We start from the raw sequence: 18303 nt of genomic DNA on the forward strand, positions 1-18303 counted from the left end.
CGCATCTCCGTCCGTCGGGGATGCGGCCCTCGCTGCGTCAGCCGTTTACAACCGGAGCGTACGGCGCTACCGTCCCTGACGAGCGGGATGGGAGCGCTCCCATGTTTTCGGCGGACCGGAACCCGCCGCAGGTGCGCTCCCGTTCCGCTCGCCCCCCCCACGCACCCATGCGCACGACCCGTAATCGCAGCGGGGCGCTTGTCGGCACAAGGGAAAGGCGGGTTCGGGCCAGGCCCGAACCCGCCTCAAGGGGTGCTCAGCTCAGGAGTTCCACCTCCGTCAGCGTCGACTCACCGGTGAGGACCAGCCGGTAGCGGTCGTAGGCCTTCGGTTCGTCGACCGAGAAGGCCCGCGTCTGGCGGTCCCAGCGGAAGGACTCGTCCGCCCGCTCGTCCAGGTCCTTCCAGGTCCGGCCGTCCGAAGACCCCTGCAGCACCCAGCCCGTGGGCGCCTTCGCGGCGTCCGAGGACGTCAGCGTGTACTGCACCGCCTTCGTCCGCCCGGGCACCGGCAGGTCGACCGCGGACACCGTGGCGCCGGTCGCCGACGTGTCGTCGAACAGGGCGCCCTCGCCCTTCAGCACGTCCCTGCGGGGCGCGGGCACCTTGTCGTCCCGGGTGATCGACACCGGCGCCGCGTCCTTGCCGGTGCCCCACGAGGACGGCCGCGGACCCATGTCGAACTCCAGGACGCCGCCCTTCGCGATCAGCGCGTGGGGGAGCGAAGTGGAGTTCCAGCGCTTGCCGTTGACCTTCAGACCCTGCACGTAGACGTTCTTCGCGCTGTTCTTCGGCGCCTTGACGACCAGCTCGCGCCCGTTCTCCAGGTGGACGGTCGCCTTCGTGAACAGCGGGGAGCCGATGGCGTACTCGCCGCTGCCCATCACCAGCGGGTAGAAGCCGAGCGAGGAGAACAGGTACCAGGCCGACTGCTCGCCGTTGTCCTCGTCGCCGTGGTACCCCTGCCCGATCTCGCTGCCGGTGTAGAGCCGGGAGAGCACCTCACGGACGTTCTTCTGGGTCTTCCAGGGCTGCCCGGCCGCGTCGTACATGTACAGGGCGTGGTGGGCGACCTGGTTGGAGTGCCCGTACATGCCCATCCGGACGTCCCGCGCCTCGGTCATCTCGTGGATGACCCCGCCGTAGGAGCCCTTGAACTCCGGGGAGGCCGTCTCCGGGGTGGCCAGGTACTCGTCGAGCTTGTCCGCGAGGCCGCCCCGCCCGCCGTAGAGGTTGGCCAGGCCGCGGCTGTCCTGCGGGGCGGTGAAGGCGTAGCCCCAGCCGTTCGTCTCGGTGTAGTCGTACCCCCAGACCCGCGGGTCGTACTTCGAGGACTCGACGCGCCAGTCGCCCTTCGTGTTCCTCCCCTGGAAGAAGCCGGCCTCGGAGTCGAAGAGGTTGACGTAGTCCCGGGCGCGGTCCAGGAAGTACGCGGACTCCTCCCGGTAGCGCCTGTCGCCGGTCTTCTCGTACAGGGCCTCGCCCATCTTCGCGATGCCGTAGTCGTTGAGGTAGCCCTCCAGCGCCCAGGAGAGGCCCTCGTGCGTCTCGGTGCCGGTGTAGCCGAGGAACGGCGAGGTCGCCATGCCCTTGCGGCCCACACCGGACGACGGGGGCACCACGGTGGCGTTCTTCACCGCCGCGTCGTACGCCGCTTCCGCGTCGAAGCCGACGCCCTTGACGTAGGCGTCCGCGAAGGCCACGTCGGAGGAGGTGCCGGTCATCAGGTCGGCGTAGCCGGGGGAGGACCAGCGGGAGGTCCAGCCGCCGTCCTTGTAGTGCTGCACGAACCCGTCGACCAGCTCACCCGCCTTGGCGGGGGTCAGGAAGGAGTAGGCGGGCCAGGTGGTCCGGTAGGTGTCCCAGAAGCCGTTGTTGACGTACACCTTGCCCTCGACGATCTTCGCGCCGGTGTGCGTCGGGGTGTCGGGGCCGGGCATCTTCGAGAACGGCGAGGCGTACTTGTAGGTGCCGTCGACCTTCTCGAAGCCGGAGTTCGGGTACAGGTACAGCCGGTACAGGCTGGAGTAGAGCGTGGTCAGCTGGTCCGGGGTGGCGCCCTCGACCTCGACCTTGCCGAGGATCCGGTCCCACTGCCGCTGGGCGCTCTTCCTGACCGCCTCGAAGGAGCGGCCCTCGGGGATCTCCTGGCGCAGGTTGTCCTTCGCCTGGTCGACGCTGATCAGGGAGGTGGCCAGGCGCAGGGTGACCGTGCGGTCCTTGCCCGCGTCGAACCGCAGATGGCCCTTGACGCCGTTCGCGCCGCCGCCGGTGACCTTCTTGTCGAACTCGCCGTACACGAACAGCCGGGTGGCGCCCGTGGACAGCCCGGACTTGACGTCCGAGTAGCCGGTGAAGGTGCCGTTCTCCTTGTCGAGGGTCAGGCCGGCCTGGTCGGTGACGTTGTCGAACAGGACGCTCGCGTCGTCGCCGGGGTAGGTGAAGCGCATGACCGCCGCGTGGTCGGCCGGCGCGATCTCGGCCTTCTGGCCGTTCTCGAACCGCACCCCGTAGTAGTACGGCCGCGCGGTCTCGTTCTCGTGCCGGAAGGCCAGTTCGCGTTCCTCCCGGCCGAGGGCCGGGGTGCCGGACGCGGCGGAGGGCAGCACCTGGAAGGTCTGCCGGTCGCCCATCCAGGGGCTCGGCTCATGGCTCGCGCTGAACGCCTGGAGCGTCGGGAGGTTGTCCGCGTTGTTGCCGCGCGCGTAGTCGTACAGCCAGCTCAGCGAGCCGGCGTTGGTCACCGGGGTCCAGAAGTTGAAGCCGTGCGGCACGGCCGTCGCCGGGAAGTTGTTGCCGCGGGAGAAGCCGCTGCTGGAGTTGGTGCCCCGGGTCGTCACCGCGTAGTCGGACAGGTGGGCCTTGGGCCGTTCGGGTTTCACCGTGGTCAGCGAGATGTCGTCCAGCCAGCCGCGGAACTTGGCGGGGCCCTTGGGGGAGTCGTACGCCACCAGGATCCGGTCGACGGTCCGGCCGGCCGCGACCGAGCCGATCCGGGAGGTCACGTTGTTCCACTGGTTGACGTACAGGACCTTCGAGGCGCCCTGTCCGCGCGGGGTCAGCGGGAAGCCGTGCTGGTCGGTGGCGCGCAGGTCGCTCAACCGGGAGCCGTCGGTGAAGACCAGGTCCACGGAGACGTGGGTGGCGTCGTAGTCGAGGTCGCCGTCCGCCATGGACGGGAAGACGCGGTAGGCCAGTTGGGTGTCCCGGCCGACCGCCACATCGACGTCGAACACCTTGTTGTACGAGTACGCCCGCCCCTCGGCGGTGTGCCGTCCGGCGTAGCGCAGGGCACGCTTTCCGGTGAATCCGGCGCCCGACTTCGCCGTCGGGGAGCCGCTCGGGCCGCGGTCGACCAGCGAGAGCATGTCCTGCGGGGCGGGCTCCTCGGTGTCGCCGGTGGAGAACTGGACGTCGGCGAGCTGGAGCGCGTCCGCCCCGCCGTTCTTCGTGATCTCCAGCCGGAAGTGCCGGTACGCGGCGACGGCCGACGCGTCCAGGTCGTAGACCTTGGTCTGGAACCGCTCCGCGAACGTCTCGCCCGAACGGGTGTCGAGGGTCTTCCAGTTCTCGCCGTCGGCCGACCCCTTCAGGGTCCAGTCCCGCGGGTCGCGTTCGGCGTGGTCGTTGGCCGAGGTGAGCGCGTACCGGACCGCCTCGACCGGTGCGTCCAGGTCGAACTCGACCCAGCCGGTGGAGGAGAAGGCCAGCCACTTGCTGCCGGGCTCGCCGTCGGCGAGGTTCTCCTTCACCTCCCCGGCGGCCGTGTGCTCCGAGTTGGCGCGCACCTCCGTGACGTGGTCGGTGACATTGCCCGGTATGCCGCTGCTGAAGCCGCCGTCCACGCCCGAGGCGCGTTTCTTGCCGCCCGGTGCGGTGTCGACCGTGTTCAGCCAGTCGGGGGCGGGCTCCCCCGGCTCGAACGACGAGGTGAACTCCCGGTCGGCCCGGTCGGGGGCCCCGGGCAGGGCGACCGCGACGCCCGGTGAGGCCGCTGCCACGGCGAAGGCCGTCGTCGCGACGAGCGCCGGACCCCATCTGAGGCGAACTCTGTGCCGAACTCCGTGCTGCATGCGCGAGCACCCTCCCTGTGCTGGACAACGTTGTCAGAACTGCTGCGCAAGCACCAGTAGTGGGCCAAGTGCCGAGTGGTGTCAAGGGTGTTGGCTGCGGCATTCGCGTCCGGGGGCAGGGATTCTTCCGCCGCGAAAAGCGAGGACCGATCGTTTTTCCGCCAGGTCTCAACTCGGAAAAGACCGATGGTGAACCTTGTATTCGATCTTGCTCCGTCCGAGGGAAGTGGACTATACCTGTCGGCACTTCGGGGCATTCTCACAGCACCTCGAACAGCAGACCTCCCGTACCACCGGTGCCGTCGGCGCCGGCCGCACTTCCTGCACGACCCAGCTTGACCCGAACGCGGTGCCGGGAAGGATCCGGTTCACCGCCTGAGTCCTGGAGAAGGCGAGGACTTGAGCATGGGATCCACTTCCGCCGAGAACGACGGCACCCGTGACCGCGGCACGCGAGCCCGCGGCATTTTCGGCCACGGCACCACCGGAGTCGGCCGCCGTGATCTGATCAAGCGGTCCGCGGCGCTCGGCCTGGTCTCCGTGCCCGCGATGGGTTTCCTGTCCGCGTGCGCCAGCGGCGGCGGGAAGGACCAGGGCAAGGCCGAGGCGGGCGAGAAGACCGAGCAGAACCCGCTCGGCGTCAATGAGACCGCGCAGATGGAATTCGTCCTGTTCGACGGCGGTTTCGGAAAGGAATACGCCGAGGACGCCGTCAAGATCTACGAGAAGGCGTTCCCCGGGGCGACGGTCGAGTTCTCCGCCACCCAGAAGATCCAGTCCACCCTGCAGCCGCGGTTCAACCAGGGCACCCCGCCCGACCTCATCGACAACTCCGGCGCCGAGCAGATGGACATGGGCGTCCTGGTCGGCAAGAAGCAGCTCGCCGACCTCACCGAGCTGCTGGACGCCCCCTCCTACGACGACCCGGCCAAGAAGGTCCGCGACACGCTGCGCCCCGGCATCGTGGAGATGGGCCAGTTCGACGGCGAGCAGGTCTGGATCCTGTACTACGCCTACACGGTCTACGGCGTCTGGTACTCGCAGAAGGCCCTGGACTCGCTCGACGAGCAGTACCCCGAGACCTGGGACCAGATGCTCGCGGTCTGCGCGAAGGCCAGGAAGAAGGGCATGGCGGGCTGGACGTACGCGGGCAAGTACCCGTACTACCTCCCCTTCTCGCTCTACCCGATGATCGGCAAGGTCGGCGGGCGCGAGGTGCTCGACGCCATCGACAACCTGGAGCCGAACGCCTGGAAGCACCCCGCCGTCAAGGCGTGCTTCGAGGCCTACTACGAGCTCCAGCAGAAGGGCTACGTCCTCAGGGGCACCCCGGGCCTGGACCACGTCCAGTCGCAGACCGCCTGGGCCCAGGGCAAGGCGCTGTTCATCCCGAACGGCTCCTGGGTGGAGAACGAGTCGGCGAAGGTCATCCCCGCCGACTTCGACCTGGCCGTCTCCGCGCCCACCGGACTGGACTCCTCCGACAAGCTGCCCTTCGGCACCATCTGGGCCTCCGGCGGCGAGCCCTTCGTCGTCCCCGCCAAGGCGAAGAACGGCGCCGGCGGCATGGAGCAGCTGCGCATCATGCTCGGCGAGGCGTCCTCGAAGAACTTCACCGGCAAGGTGAAGTCGCTGACCGCGTACAACGGCGGCACCGACGGCGTCGAACTCACCCCGGGCCTGAAGGCCGGTGTCGCCGCGCTCGACAAGGCCGGCGAGAACGTGGTGAACCCGCGCATCCAGGACTGGTACGTGCAGCTCCAGAAGGAGAAGATCGGCGTCTCCGGGCTCGGCGAGATGATGGCCGGCCGCGCGACCCCGGCCGAGACCATCAAGAAGATCCAGGGCTTCGCCGACGAGGCGGCCAAGGACCCGTCGATCAAGCACTACAAGCACCAGTGAGAATCCGCCGCCGGAGCCGCTCCCGCACGCCCGTGCCGGACCGGCCTCGGCGGCGCCCGCGCGTGGAACGGGGTCACCAGCAATGCAGCACGGCAAGTACCGGTTCATCGTGGGGTTCCTGGCGGTTCCCCTGGGGCTGTACGCGCTCTTCGTCGTCTGGCCGTTCATCCAGTCGATCTACTACTCGTTCACGGACTGGACCGGGCTGAGCCCCGACTTCACGATGGTGGGGCTCGACAACTACGCACGCATGCTGGACGACGACATCTTCTGGAAGTCGTTGCGGCACAGCCTGCTGTTCGCCCTGCTGGTACCGGTGGTGACGATCGGGCTGGCGCTGTTCCTCTCCTTCATGATCAACGTGGGCGGCCGGCGGCGCCGCGGCGGACCGGTGATCTCCGGGGTCCGCGGCTCCGGGTTCTACAAGATCGTCTACTTCTTCCCGCAGGTCCTGTCGATCGCGATCGTCGCCCTGCTGTTCGCGTTCGCGTACAACCCGGACAGCGGTGCGATCAACTCGTTCCTGCGGGCGGTCGGGCTCGACGGCGTCCAGCCGCTCTGGCTGGGCGACCCGGATCTCGCCCTGTGGGCCGTGATGGCGGTGGTCGTCTGGTCCACGGTCGGCTTCTTCGTGGTCCTCTTCTCCGCCGGTATGGCCTCCATCCCGACGGACCTCTACGAGGCGGCGCTGCTCGACGGCGCCGACCGGATCACCACCTTCTTCCGCATCACCCTGCCGCTGCTGTGGGACACCGTGCAGTCCGGCTGGGTCTACATGGGCATCCTCGCCCTGGGCGCCGAATCGTTCGCGGTCGTGCACATCATGACGACCGGTCCCGGCGGCCCCGACTACTCGACCACCGTCATGGTCCTGTACGTGTACCAGAAGGCGTTCCGCGACGGTCAGGCCGCCTACGCCACCACCATCGGCGTCGCCCTGCTCGTCGTCACGCTGGCCTTCGCCGCCCTCGTGATGAAGCTGGGACGGCGCGAGCGGCTGGAGTACTGATCCGATGAAGACGACCGAGACCCCCGCCCCGGTGCCGGCCGAGTCCGGTGGCCCCCTCACCGAGCTCACCAAGACCGGCAGCCCCGGCGGCGCGCCCCCCGGCGAGGAGAGGACGGGCGGCGTCCTCGACGTCTTCTCCCACGGCGTCCTGGTGATCTGGGCGATCATGGTGGCCCTGCCGCTGCTGTGGGCGGTGATGACCTCCTTCAAGGACGACGCCGCCATCTTCGGCTCGCCCTGGTCGCTGCCGGACAGGCTCCACTTCGAGAACTGGTCGCGGGCCTGGACCCAGGCCCACATGAGCGAATACTTCCTCAACACCGTCCTGGTGGTGGGCGGTTCACTCGTCGGCACGCTGGTGCTCGGCTCGATGGCCGCCTATGTGCTGGCCCGCTTCGAGTTCCCCGGCAACCGGTTCGTCTACTACCTGTTCATCGGCGGCATGAGCTTCCCGGTCATGCTCGCCCTGGTCCCGCTGTTCTACGTCGTCGACAACATGGGCCTGCTGAACACGATCCACGGGCTGATCCTGGTCTACATCGCGTACTCGCTGCCGTTCACGGTCTTCTTCCTGACCGCGTTCTTCCGGACCCTGCCCGGCACCGTGGCGGAGGCCGCGTTCGTGGACGGGGCCTCGCACACCAGGACGTTCTTCCAGATCATGCTCCCGATGGCCAGGCCGGGCCTGATCAGCGTGGGCATCTTCAACTTCCTGGGCCAGTGGAACCAGTACATGCTGCCCACCGTGCTCAACACCGACGAGGACAAGCACGTCCTCACCCAGGGCCTGGTGCAACTGGCCGTCAGCCAGGGCTACAAGGGGGACTGGTCCGGCCTCTTCGCCGGCCTCGTGATGGCGATGCTCCCGGTGCTCGCCGCGTACATCGTCTTCCAGCGCCAGGTCGTGCAGGGCCTCACCGCGGGCGCCCTGAAATGAGGCCCCGGGCTCTTCCCCGGATCTTCCGCGGACCCTCTGAAGTCACCCTCTGAACCTGCCCGCGCACCCGCCGTACCCGTCCCTGGGAGCGGCGGGTGCCGACGTGTGCAAGTACTCGGAAACGGTTCAACCTCTTGACGGAAGGCAACCGGAACAGCTCATCTTAGAGTTCACTAGTTGGACACGGAATGGGGTCTCATCGAAGCGGCCCCGCGCGCAGGAGGTCGTCGTGGAGACTCCGGGGTCACAGTCGTCGCTGCACCGAGCCAATCTGGAACGGGTCGTTCGAGCGGTACGGCTGGCCGGCTCCCTCACCCAGGCCGAGATCGCGAGGACGACGGGCCTGTCCGCGGCGACGGTCTCCAACATCGTCCGGGAGCTGAGGGAAGGCGGAACGGTCGAGGTCACGCCCACTTCGGCGGGCGGCCGCCGGGCCCGCAGCGTCTCGCTCAGCGGGGACGCCGGGATCGTCATCGGGGTGGACTTCGGGCACGCCCACCTACGGGTGGCCATCGGGAACCTCGCCCACCAGGTGCTGGCCGAGGAGTCCGAGCCGCTGGACGTGGACGCCTCCTCGACGCAGGGCTTCGACCGGGCGGAACAGCTGGTCAGCCGGCTGATCGAGGCGACCGGGGTGGACCCCGCGAAGGTCGCCGGGATCGGCCTCGGCGTGCCCGGCCCGATCGACGTGGAGTCCGGCACCCTGGGCTCGACCGCGATCCTGCCCGGCTGGACCGGCGCCAAGCCCGCCGAGGAGCTGCGGGGGCGGCTCGGCGTGCCCGTGCACGTGGACAACGACGCGAACCTCGGCGCCCTCGGCGAGATGGTCTGGGGCAGCGGCCGGGGCGTGCGCGACCTCGCGTACATCAAGGTCGCCAGCGGTGTCGGCGCCGGACTGGTGATCGACGGGAAGATCTACCGCGGACCCGGCGGCACGGCGGGCGAGATCGGTCACATCACGCTCGACGAGTCGGGGCCGGTCTGCCGGTGCGGCAACCGCGGCTGCCTGGAGACGTTCGCGGCGGCCCGCTACGTGCTTCCGCTGCTCCAGCCCAGCCACGGCACGGACTTGACGATGGAAGGCGTCGTACGGCTGGCGCGCGAGGGCGATCCCGGCTGTCGTAGGGTGATCGCCGACGTCGGCCGTCACATCGGCAGCGGGGTCGCCAATCTCTGCAACCTGCTGAACCCGAGCAGGGTCGTGCTGGGCGGTGACCTCGCCGAGGCGGGTGAGCTGGTGCTCGCGCCGATAAGGGAGTCCGTCGGCCGCTACGCGATCCCCAGTGCGGCGCGTCAACTCTCCGTCCTCCCCGGGGCGCTCGGGGGCCGTGCGGAGGTACTCGGCGCGCTCGCCCTCGCGTTGGGTGAAATGGGCGATTCCACCCTGTTGGACGGCACGGCCACCGGCTCCCTCACCGTGGCCTCCCCTGCCTTCACTTAGAGAACGATTGGCACCGTTGCCATCTCGTTAAGGATTTACTTCTTGACGTCGCACGTGTGGCCGAGTTGACTTCCAGCCACCTCGGCCGCACCGTCGCGGCCTCGTCAGGGAGGTTTCTGAAGTGAACACGCGTATGCGCCGTGCCGCCGTTGCCGTTGCCGCCGGTGCGATGGCCGTCTCTCTCGCCGCCTGCGGCAGCGCCGCCGAGTCCGGTGACAAGAGCGAGTCGACCGAGTCCGCCGCCAAGAAGGGCGACAACATCAAGGTCGGCCTGCTCCTGCCGGAGAACCAGACCGCGCGGTACGAGAAGTTCGACAAGCCCTTGATCGAGAAGAAGGTCAAGGAGCTCACGAACAACAAGGCCGAGGTCGTCTACGCCAACGCCAAGCAGGACGCCAGCCTGCAGAACCAGCAGGTCGACACGATGGTGACCAACAAGGTCGACGTGCTGATCCTGGACGCGGTGGACGCCAAGGCCATCGCCGGCTCGGTGAAGAAGGCCAAGGACGCCGGCATCCCGGTCGTGGCCTACGACCGCCTGGCCGAGGGCCCGATCGACGCCTACACCTCGTTCGACAACGTGACCGTCGGCAAGACGCAGGGCGAGGCCCTGCTCGAGGCGCTGGGCGACAAGGCCAAGAAGGGCCAGATCGTCATGATGAACGGCTCCTCCACCGACCCGAACGCCGCCCAGTTCAAGGAGGGCGCGCACGCCGCCCTCGACGGCAAGGTCAAGGTCGGCCGCGAGTACGACACCAAGGAGTGGAAGCCGGAGAACGCCAACGCCAACATGGAGGGCGCCATCTCCGCCCTCGGCAAGGACAAGATCGTCGGCGTCTACTCCGCCAACGACGGCATGGCGGGCGGCATCATCACCGCCCTGAAGGCCGCCGGCATCAAGGTCCCGGTCACCGGCCAGGACGCCGAGATCGCGGGCGTGCAGCGCATCGTGACGGGTGAGCAGTTCATGAGCGTCTACAAGCCGTACGCCCCGGAGGCCGCGGCCGCCGCCGAGATGGCCGTCGCGCTCGCCCAGGGCAAGTCGCTCGACTCCGTCGCCAAGGACACGGTCGACAGCCCCACCACCAAGGGTGTTCCCGCCGTGCTCGTCCCGGTCGTGTCGCTGACCCAGGAGAACATCAACGACACCGTGATCAAGGACGGTGTCTACACCGTCGAGGAGATCTGCACGGGCAAGTACAAGGCCGCCTGCGACAAGATCGGTCTGAAGTAAGCAGTCCCGAAGTCCCGTGAGATGTACGGGAGTCCGCACCGGGCTCCCGTACGGGACGGACTGCCGCGAACTCCGCCGGCGCCCCGCACACACCAGCCCCGCAAGCTACGCGGGGCGCCGGTCGGAACACCCCCCAAACTGCTTCTGCACAACCTCCCGCCGGGTCAGGCGGCGAAGGAGATGGTTCACGTGTCCGCTACGCCCGTGCTGGCGTTGCGCGGGGTCTCCAAGCGTTTCGGTGCCGTCCAGGCGCTCACCGACGTAGAGCTTGAGGTCCGCGCCGGTGAGGTGGTCGCCCTGGTCGGCGACAACGGCGCCGGTAAGTCCACGCTGGTCAAGACGATTGCCGGCGTGCACCCCATCGATGAGGGTGTCATCGAGTGGGACGGCAAGGCCGTCCAGATCAACAAGCCGCACGACGCCCAGAACCTGGGCATCGCGACGGTCTACCAGGACCTCGCGCTGTGCGACAACATCGACGTCGTCGGCAACCTCTACCTGGGCCGGGAGATCCGCAAGCGCGGCGTCCTGGACGAGGTGGAGATGGAGCGCCGCTCCCGCGAGCTCCTCGACACCCTGTCGATCCGCATCCCCAGCGTCCGGATCCCGATCGCCTCGCTCTCCGGCGGTCAGCGCCAGGTCGTGGCCATCGCCCGGTCCATGCTCGGCGAGCCCAAGCTGGTGATCCTCGACGAACCGACCGCCGCCCTCGGCGTCGAGCAGACCGCGCAGGTCCTCGACCTGGTCGAGCGGCTGCGCGAGCGGGGCCACGCGGTCATCCTCATCAGCCACAACATGGCCGACGTCAAGGCCGTCGCGGACAAGGTCGCCGTGCTGCGCCTCGGGCGCAACAACGGCACCTTCGAGGTCAAGTCGACCTCTCAGGAAGAGATCATCTCCGCCATCACCGGAGCCACGGAGAACGCCGTGACCCGCCGTGCGGCGCGCACCAATGGGGAGGTCAGCAAGTGAGCACCGAAGAGACCTCGACGCCCACCGCCGACACGGTCGAGAACACCGAGGCGGCTGCCGCGGCGGTCACCGCCGTCGACCCCCGGCTGCTGGTCCGCGAACAGGGCTTCGCCGGCTACGTCGGCGAGTTCAAGCGGAAGATGAAGGCCGGTGACCTCGGGTCCGTCCCCGTCATCATCGGCCTGGTGATCATCTGGGCCATCTTCACCGGCCTGAACTCCAACTTCCTCACCGCCGGCAACTTCTCCGACATGTCCGTCGCCATGGTCGGCACGGGCATGATCGCCGTCGGCATCGTCTTCGTCCTGCTGCTCGGCGAGATCGACCTGTCGGTCGGCTCGGTCAGCGGTGTCGCGGGCGCCGCCTTCGCGGTGCTGAGCGTCACCCACGGGATGAACGAGTGGCTGGCCCTGGTGCTGGCCATCCTCACCGGCACGGCGGCCGGCGCCATCCACGGCTTCGTCTTCGCCCGCATCGGCGTCCCCGCCTTCGCCGTGACGCTGGCCGGCCTGCTGTTCTGGCAGGGCTTCATGCTGCAGATACTCGGCAGCAACGGCACCATCAACCTGGACAGCGAAGGCGTCGTCGGCAAGTTCACCAGCTACTACTTCACCGACGTCGCGGCCGCCTACGGCCTCGCCCTGGTGGCCGTGGTCGGGTACTTCCTCACCGCGTTCCTGGGCAACCGCCGCCGCGAGGAAGCCGGCATCCCCTCGCGCCCGCTGAGCGACATCATCGTGCGCACGGTGCTGCTGGCCGTCGTCGCCTTCGCCGTGGCGATCGTCTACAACCAGCACAAGGGCCTGCCGCTCGCCGTGGTGATCTTCCTCGCGGTGCTGGTGTTCACCGACTTCCTGCTCCGCCGCACCGCCTACGGCCGCAAGGTCTTCGCGCTCGGCGGCAGCGTCGAGGCGTCCCGCCGTGCCGGTATCAACGTGGAGATGGTCCGGATCTCGGTCTTCGCGATCGCCGGCACCTTCGCCGCGATCGGCGGCCTCTTCGTCGCCTCGAAGATCGCCTCCGCCAACCAGGGCGCGGGCACCGGTGAGTTCCTGATGAACGTCATCGCCGCGGCCGTGATCGGCGGCACGTCCCTCTTCGGCGGCCGGGGCCGCACCTGGAACGCGCTCCTCGGTGTCCTGGTGATCGTCTCCATCCAGTACGGCCTCGCCCTCGAGGGCATCGCCTCGCCGGTGCAGTACATGATCACCGGTGGTGTGCTGCTGGCGACCGTCGTCATCGACGCGATCACCCGCAAGACGCAGAAGACCGCAGGCCGCGCCTAGCGGCCAGGTCCGCGGTTTCCGCACGGCTGTGCCCGGTACCCCCTGCGGTACCGGGCACAGCCGTGTCCCACGGCCCGGCGCGTGACGCTCCGGGCCCGGGAGGGCTCGGAGCGCGTGAAGCAGGACCCACGGCCCGGACGCCGAGCGCCGGAGGGGAACATTAGACTCGTCGAGCCCGGCAACAGCTCGATCAGCTCTACTGCAAGGAGGCACGGGTGCCGCTGCTGACCCGTATCAGGGGACCGCGCGATCTGGACCGGCTCACCGCTGAGGAGCTGAGCCAGCTGGCCGAGGAGATCCGGACCTTCCTGGTCGACGCGGTCTCCAAGACCGGTGGCCACCTCGGTCCCAACCTGGGTGTGGTGGAGCTCACCATCGCCCTGCACCGCGTCTTCGAATCCCCCAGGGACAAGGTGCTCTGGGACACCGGCCACCAGTCCTACGTGCACAAACTACTGACCGGCCGACAGGACTTCTCCCGGCTGAAGATGAAGGGCGGCCTCTCCGGCTACCCCTCGCAGGCCGAGTCCGCGCACGACGTCATCGAGAACAGCCACGCCTCCACCGTCCTCGGCTGGGCCGACGGCCTGGCCAAGGCCAACCAGCTCAGGAGGACCGGCGACCACGTCGTCGCGGTCATCGGGGACGGTGCGCTCACCGGCGGCATGGCCTGGGAGGCGCTGAACAACATCGCCGACGCCAAGGACCGCCCGCTCGTCATCGTCGTCAACGACAACGAGCGCTCCTACTCGCCCACCATCGGCGGTCTCGCCAACCACCTCGCGACCCTGCGCACCACCGACGGCTACGAGCGCTTCCTGACCCGCACCAAGGAGGTCCTGGAGCGCACCCCGGTCGTCGGCAAGCCCCTCTTCGACACGCTGCACGGCGCCAAGAAGGGCCTGAAGGACTTCATCGCCCCGCAGGGCATGTTCGAGGACCTCGGTCTGAAGTACGTCGGCCCCATCGACGGCCACGACATCGAGGCCCTGGAGTCGGCCCTCACCCGCGCCAAGCGCTTCGGCGGGCCGGTCATCGTGCACTGCCTCACCGAGAAGGGCCGCGGCTACCAGCCCGCCCTGGCGGACGAGGCCGACCGCTTCCACGCCGTCGGCAAGATCCACCCCGACACGGGCCTGCCCATCGCCAGCTCCGGCGCCGACTGGACGTCCGTCTTCGGCGAGGAGATGGTCAAGCTCGGCGAGGAGCGCGAGGACATCGTCGCCATCACCGCTGCCATGCTCCAGCCGGTCGGCCTCGACCGGTTCGCCAAGCGGTTCCCGGACCGGGTCTACGACGTCGGCATCGCCGAGCAGCACGGCGCGGTCTCCGCGGCGGGCCTGGCGCACGGCGGGGTGCACCCCGTCTTCGCCGTGTACGCCACCTTCCTCAACCGTGCCTTCGACCAGGTGCTGATGGACGTGGCCCTGCACAAGTGCGGCGTCACCTTCGTCCTGGACCGGGCCGGTGTCACCGGTACCGACGGCGCCTCCCACAACGGCATGTGGGACATGTCGATCCTCCAGGTCGTCCCCGGCCTGCGGCTGGCCGCCCCGCGCGACGCCGACCAGGTCCGCGCCCAGCTGCGCGAGGCCGTCGAGGTCACCGACGCGCCGACCGTGGTCCGCTTCTCCAAGGGCGCGGTCGGACCCGCCGTACCGGCCGTGGGACGCGTCGGCGGCATGGACCTCCTGCGCGAGCCCGGCACCGACACCCCGGACGTGCTGCTGGTCTCCGTGGGCGCCCTCGCCCCGATGTGCCTGGAGATCGCCGGCCTGCTCGAGAAGCAGGGCATCTCCACCACCGTCGTCGACCCGCGCTGGGTCAAGCCCGTCGACGAGGCCATGGCCCCGCTCGCCGAGAAGCACCGGGTCGTCGTCACCGTCGAGGACAACTCCCGCGTCGGCGGAGTCGGCTCGACGATCGCACAGGCCCTGCGCGACGCTGACGTCGACGTACCGCTGCGCGACTTCGGCATCCCGCCGCGCTTCCTCGACCACGCCTCCCGCGCCGAGGTCCTGGCGGAGATCGGGCTCACCGCTCCCGACATCGCCCGCCAGGTCACCGGCCTGGTGGCGAAGCTGGACGGCGGCCTCTCGCCCTCCCGGCTCCGCTCGAACGGCACGCACGACGCGCACGACGCGAACTCAGCCGTACGCGCCGCGCACGCCGCCGACCGGGCGGAACCGGCCCGCGACTGATCCCCTCCGCCGATGCGCCCGAACGGGCCGCCCGTGCCACTGTGAAGAGTGGTGCGGGCGGCCCGTTCGCGTGACGGCGCCCACGCCGGGGCATACGAGGTACGCCCCCTCTCGACCACGTCGAGGACGACACAGCGTGGGAGGTACCTGTGACCAACACCCTCTTCCGGACGAAGAAGGTCGAGCAGTCCATCCGTGACACCGAGGAACCGGAGCACGCGCTCAAGAAGTCCCTCTCCGCGCTGGACCTGACCGTCTTCGGCGTCGGCGTCATCATCGGCACCGGCATCTTCGTGCTCACCGGCACGGTCGCCAAGAACAACGCCGGACCCGCCGTGGCCCTGTCCTTCGTGGTGGCCGGAGTCGTCTGCGCGCTCGCCGCGCTCTGCTACGCCGAGTTCGCCTCCACCGTCCCGGTGGCAGGCTCCGCCTACACCTTCTCGTACGCCTCCCTCGGCGAACTGCCCGCGTGGATCATCGGCTGGGACCTGGTCCTGGAGTTCGCGCTCGGCACGGCGGTGGTGGCCGTCGGCTGGTCCGGCTACATCCACTCACTGCTGGACAACGCGGGCTGGCAACTGCCCGCGGCCCTCGGCACCCGGGACGGCGCCGAGGGCCTCGGCTTCGACATCCTCGCCGCCGCACTGGTGCTGGTCCTCACCGCCGTCCTCGTCCTCGGCATGAAGCTGTCCGCCCGGGTGACCTCGGTCGTCGTCGCCGTCAAGGTGATCGTCGTCCTCGTCGTCATCATCGCCGGCGCCTTCTTCGTGACCGCCGACAACTACGACCCGTTCATCCCGAAGGCGCAGCCCGTCCCGGCCGGTGACGGTCTCCACTCGCCGCTCATCCAGCTGATGTTCGGCTGGGCACCGGCCAACTTCGGCGTGATGGGCATCTTCACGGCGGCCTCGGTGGTCTTCTTCGCCTTCATCGGCTTCGACATCGTCGCCACGGCCGCCGAGGAGACCAGGAACCCGCAGCGGGACATGCCGCGCGGCATCCTCGGCTCCCTGTTCATCTGCACCGCGCTGTACGTCGCCGTGTCGATCGTCGTCACCGGAATGCAGAACTACTCCCGGCTGTCCGTGGACGCCCCGCTCGCGGACGCCTTCAAGGCCACCGGGCATCCCTGGTTCGCGGGCTTCATCAGCTTCGGCGCCGCCGTCGGCCTGACGGTCGTCTGCATGATCCTGCTGCTCGGCCAGACCCGGGTGTTCTTCGCGATGAGCCGGGACGGGCTGCTGCCCCGCTTCTTCTCCCGCGTCCACCCCCGCTTCAAGACCCCGCACCGGCCGACCATCCTGCTCGGCGTGATCATCGCGGTCCTCGCGGGCTTCACCCCGCTGTCGGAGCTCGCCGAGCTGGTGAACATCGGCACGCTGTTCGCCTTCGTGATCGTCGCGCTCAGTGTGATCATCCTGCGCCGCACCCGCCCCGACCTGCCCCGGGCCTTCCGCATGCCCTGGGTGCCGTTCCTGCCGCTCCTGTCGGTCGCCGCCTCGCTGTGGCTGATGCTGAACCTGCCCGCCGAGACCTGGCTCCGGTTCGGCCTGTGGATGGTGCTCGGCTTCATCGTCTACTTCCTCTACAGCCGCAGCCACAGCCGCCTGGGCCGGGAGGAGGAGGCCGACTCCGGCCGGCCCGGAAGGCCGCCGGGCCCGGCCTTCCGGTGACCCGTACGGCCCCGGCCTCCGCTCCCGCCCCCTCCCGGCGGTGGAGGTCAGGGGCGGACGGCCCGGGGGCCGGTCACGGTGGCGCCCAGGGCGGTCACCCGGCGGCGCAGCTCGCGGTCGGCGGTGACGACCAGGACCGGACGCTCACCCGCCTCGGCCACCAACTCGACCATGCGGTCGTCGCCGCTGCCCGGGGCCGCCTCCACCCGCACCCCGGGCACCGACTCCACACCCCGCGCCGCCCCCTCCACCACCAGGACGATCTCCAACGGCCCCGGACGGCAGGGCAGCCCCCGGGAGGCCAGCCGGTCCCGCAGCCGCTCCGCGGCACCCCGACGGTCCCGCCACCACCCGTCGGGCACCGACCCGACGACGTTCGCGGAGTCGACGATCACGAGCAGGGCGGCGACGCTGTGGTCCATGCGGCCAGAGTCCCACGGAACGGCCCCCGCCCGAGGCGCCCGCCGACCGGTCCGTCCAGGGTGGAACGGCGACCGGCTCCTCCGCGGCCGTGACGGCCGCCCCGGCGTCTGTCTGCCGTCGGACGACGCCGTCCCGTGCCGCGCGGAACCCGCCCCCGGCGGCCCCTGGCAGGCGCCCCGCGCCGTCGGCGGCGACCAGAAGCCGCGCCCGGGAGCGGCGGTCGGCCAGGGCGCCGGCGGCCACGCCCGTCCGGTCGCCCGACGCCCCGCCGGGCCCGGCCGGTCGGGCCCGGTGCACCGCACCCACTTCCGCCCCGGCTCGTCGCCCTCGGCCGGAACCACGTTGGCCACCCCGACCAGAAGGGTGACCGCACCGGAACACCGGCCGTCGCGGTCGACGCCCGTGGACGCGCGCGCCTCTTCGTCCGCGACCAGGGCGGCGGGGTGAGCATGCGGGCGCAGAGGGAGACGGGCGGCCGGGACCCCTGGCACGTCCTCGGCGGAGCGGACGTCCAGGGCGAACTCGCGGCCGTGACCGGCGAGTCGGGCCGGATCGAGCTGTCCGCGGCGACCTCGGACGCCCTGCCGCACCGGCGCCGGGAGGCACCCGGCGAGCGGCTCGTGCGAGCGGTGGAGACCGACGCCCCGGTCCGTCCGGACACCCTGTGCGCGCTCGCCGTCTCCGCCGAGCACACCGCCCTGTTCTGCACCGACACCTCCGGCGAACTGCGCGCCTGGCGTCCCGGAGGCCCCCGGCGCCGCTGTTCACCGCGGCGGGCCCGGCCCGAGCCGTGCGCTGTGCCCTGGCGGGCCACGACCGCGCGGTGCTCGCCCAGCGCTCGGCGAGCGGCAGGATCACCTTCGCCGCGCACCCCACGCAGGCGGAGCCGTCCGGCGCCCGGTGGACCGAGTCCGGCCCCCCGGCGTCGGCCGACGCGGAGGCGGCCCTCGCCCTCGACGAGCACGAGGAGATCGTCGTCACCACCGTCTCCCGCTCCACCGACTCCCTCCGGCTCGCCCGCCGCAAGGACGGGCCGGGCCCGGCCCTGACGGCATGGCGCGAGGTGTGACCCGGGCACCCGCGAGCGGACCGTGCGGCGATCCGCTCGCCGCTCCCGCGACGAAAAAGGGGCGGGCCGCACGGATCGTCACCG

11 protein-coding genes and 1 pseudogene are annotated in these 18303 nt (G+C 69.9%); 10 read left to right on the plus strand and 2 right to left on the minus strand.

Annotated features, from left to right (window positions below):
• Positions 1 to 256 precede the first annotated feature (256 nt).
• Complete coding sequence (locus ACWEQO_RS24610) at positions 257 to 4072, minus strand: GH92 family glycosyl hydrolase (RefSeq protein ID WP_452985253.1); 3816 nt, start codon at positions 4070 to 4072, stop codon at positions 257 to 259.
• Between the two features lie 405 nt (positions 4073 to 4477).
• Here ACWEQO_RS24610 and ngcE point away from each other — a divergent pair, with 405 nt between their 5' ends.
• From ngcE to ACWEQO_RS24655, 9 genes are all read left to right on the plus strand, one after another.
• Positions 4478 to 5974: an N-acetylglucosamine/diacetylchitobiose ABC transporter substrate-binding protein gene (gene ngcE / locus ACWEQO_RS24615; RefSeq protein WP_361461613.1), complete on the plus strand. Its 1497-nt coding sequence runs from the start codon at positions 4478 to 4480 to the stop codon at positions 5972 to 5974.
• Between the two features lie 82 nt (positions 5975 to 6056).
• A complete protein-coding gene (locus tag ACWEQO_RS24620) occupies positions 6057 to 6983 on the plus strand; it encodes a carbohydrate ABC transporter permease (protein WP_452985254.1) in 927 nt (308 codons plus the stop codon).
• 4 nt (positions 6984 to 6987) lie between these two features.
• Positions 6988 to 7920 carry a carbohydrate ABC transporter permease gene (locus ACWEQO_RS24625; RefSeq protein WP_361461619.1) on the plus strand — a complete coding sequence of 311 codons (933 nt, stop codon included), beginning with the start codon at positions 6988 to 6990 and terminating at the stop codon, positions 7918 to 7920.
• 229 nt (positions 7921 to 8149) lie between these two features.
• Positions 8150 to 9361 (plus strand): ROK family transcriptional regulator, encoded by a 1212-nt coding sequence (locus ACWEQO_RS24630; RefSeq protein WP_361461621.1) that lies wholly within the window; start codon positions 8150 to 8152, stop codon positions 9359 to 9361.
• A gap of 133 nt (positions 9362 to 9494) precedes the next feature.
• On the plus strand, positions 9495 to 10595 hold the full coding sequence (locus ACWEQO_RS24635) for a substrate-binding domain-containing protein (protein ID WP_361461651.1): 1101 nt from the start codon (positions 9495 to 9497) through the stop codon (positions 10593 to 10595).
• Between the two features lie 180 nt (positions 10596 to 10775).
• Complete coding sequence (locus ACWEQO_RS24640; protein ID WP_181383847.1) at positions 10776 to 11567, plus strand: ATP-binding cassette domain-containing protein; 792 nt, start codon at positions 10776 to 10778, stop codon at positions 11565 to 11567.
• Positions 11564 to 12853 (plus strand): sugar ABC transporter permease, encoded by a 1290-nt coding sequence (locus ACWEQO_RS24645; protein ID WP_361461624.1) that lies wholly within the window; start codon positions 11564 to 11566, stop codon positions 12851 to 12853. The genes ACWEQO_RS24640 and ACWEQO_RS24645 overlap by 4 nt, the downstream gene beginning before the upstream one ends.
• 215 nt (positions 12854 to 13068) lie before the next feature.
• Complete coding sequence (gene dxs / locus ACWEQO_RS24650; RefSeq protein WP_452985255.1) at positions 13069 to 15054, plus strand: 1-deoxy-D-xylulose-5-phosphate synthase; 1986 nt, start codon at positions 13069 to 13071, stop codon at positions 15052 to 15054.
• 149 nt (positions 15055 to 15203) lie between these two features.
• A complete protein-coding gene (locus tag ACWEQO_RS24655) occupies positions 15204 to 16727 on the plus strand; it encodes an amino acid permease (protein WP_361461630.1) in 1524 nt (507 codons plus the stop codon).
• A 47-nt stretch (positions 16728 to 16774) separates the two neighbouring features.
• On the opposite strand, the gene ACWEQO_RS24660 is transcribed toward ACWEQO_RS24655, so the two are convergent.
• Positions 16775 to 17149 (minus strand): NTP pyrophosphohydrolase, encoded by a 375-nt coding sequence (locus ACWEQO_RS24660; RefSeq protein WP_452985256.1) that lies wholly within the window; start codon positions 17147 to 17149, stop codon positions 16775 to 16777.
• Between the two features lie 112 nt (positions 17150 to 17261).
• On the opposite strand from ACWEQO_RS24660, the pseudogene ACWEQO_RS24665 reads away from it, so the two are divergent.
• A pseudogene (locus ACWEQO_RS24665) lies at positions 17262 to 18219 on the plus strand (hypothetical protein).
• Positions 18220 to 18303 lie beyond the last annotated feature (84 nt).

The sequence above is a fragment of the Streptomyces sp. NPDC004051 genome (assembly GCF_053604275.1).

Bases quoted from the DNA above. Each gene is read 5' to 3' on its own strand.
- ACWEQO_RS24610 (WP_452985253.1), bottom strand. From the start codon at position 4,072: ATGCAGCACGGAGTTCGGCACAGAGTTCGCCTCAGATGGGGTCCGGCG.
- ngcE (WP_361461613.1), top strand. From the start codon at position 4,478: ATGGGATCCACTTCCGCCGAGAACGACGGCACCCGTGACCGCGGCACG.
- ACWEQO_RS24620 (WP_452985254.1), top strand. From the start codon at position 6,057: ATGCAGCACGGCAAGTACCGGTTCATCGTGGGGTTCCTGGCGGTTCCC.
- ACWEQO_RS24625 (WP_361461619.1), top strand. From the start codon at position 6,988: ATGAAGACGACCGAGACCCCCGCCCCGGTGCCGGCCGAGTCCGGTGGC.
- ACWEQO_RS24635 (WP_361461651.1), top strand. From the start codon at position 9,495: ATGCGCCGTGCCGCCGTTGCCGTTGCCGCCGGTGCGATGGCCGTCTCT.
- ACWEQO_RS24640 (WP_181383847.1), top strand. From the start codon at position 10,776: ATGGTTCACGTGTCCGCTACGCCCGTGCTGGCGTTGCGCGGGGTCTCC.
- ACWEQO_RS24660 (WP_452985256.1), bottom strand. From the start codon at position 17,149: ATGGACCACAGCGTCGCCGCCCTGCTCGTGATCGTCGACTCCGCGAAC.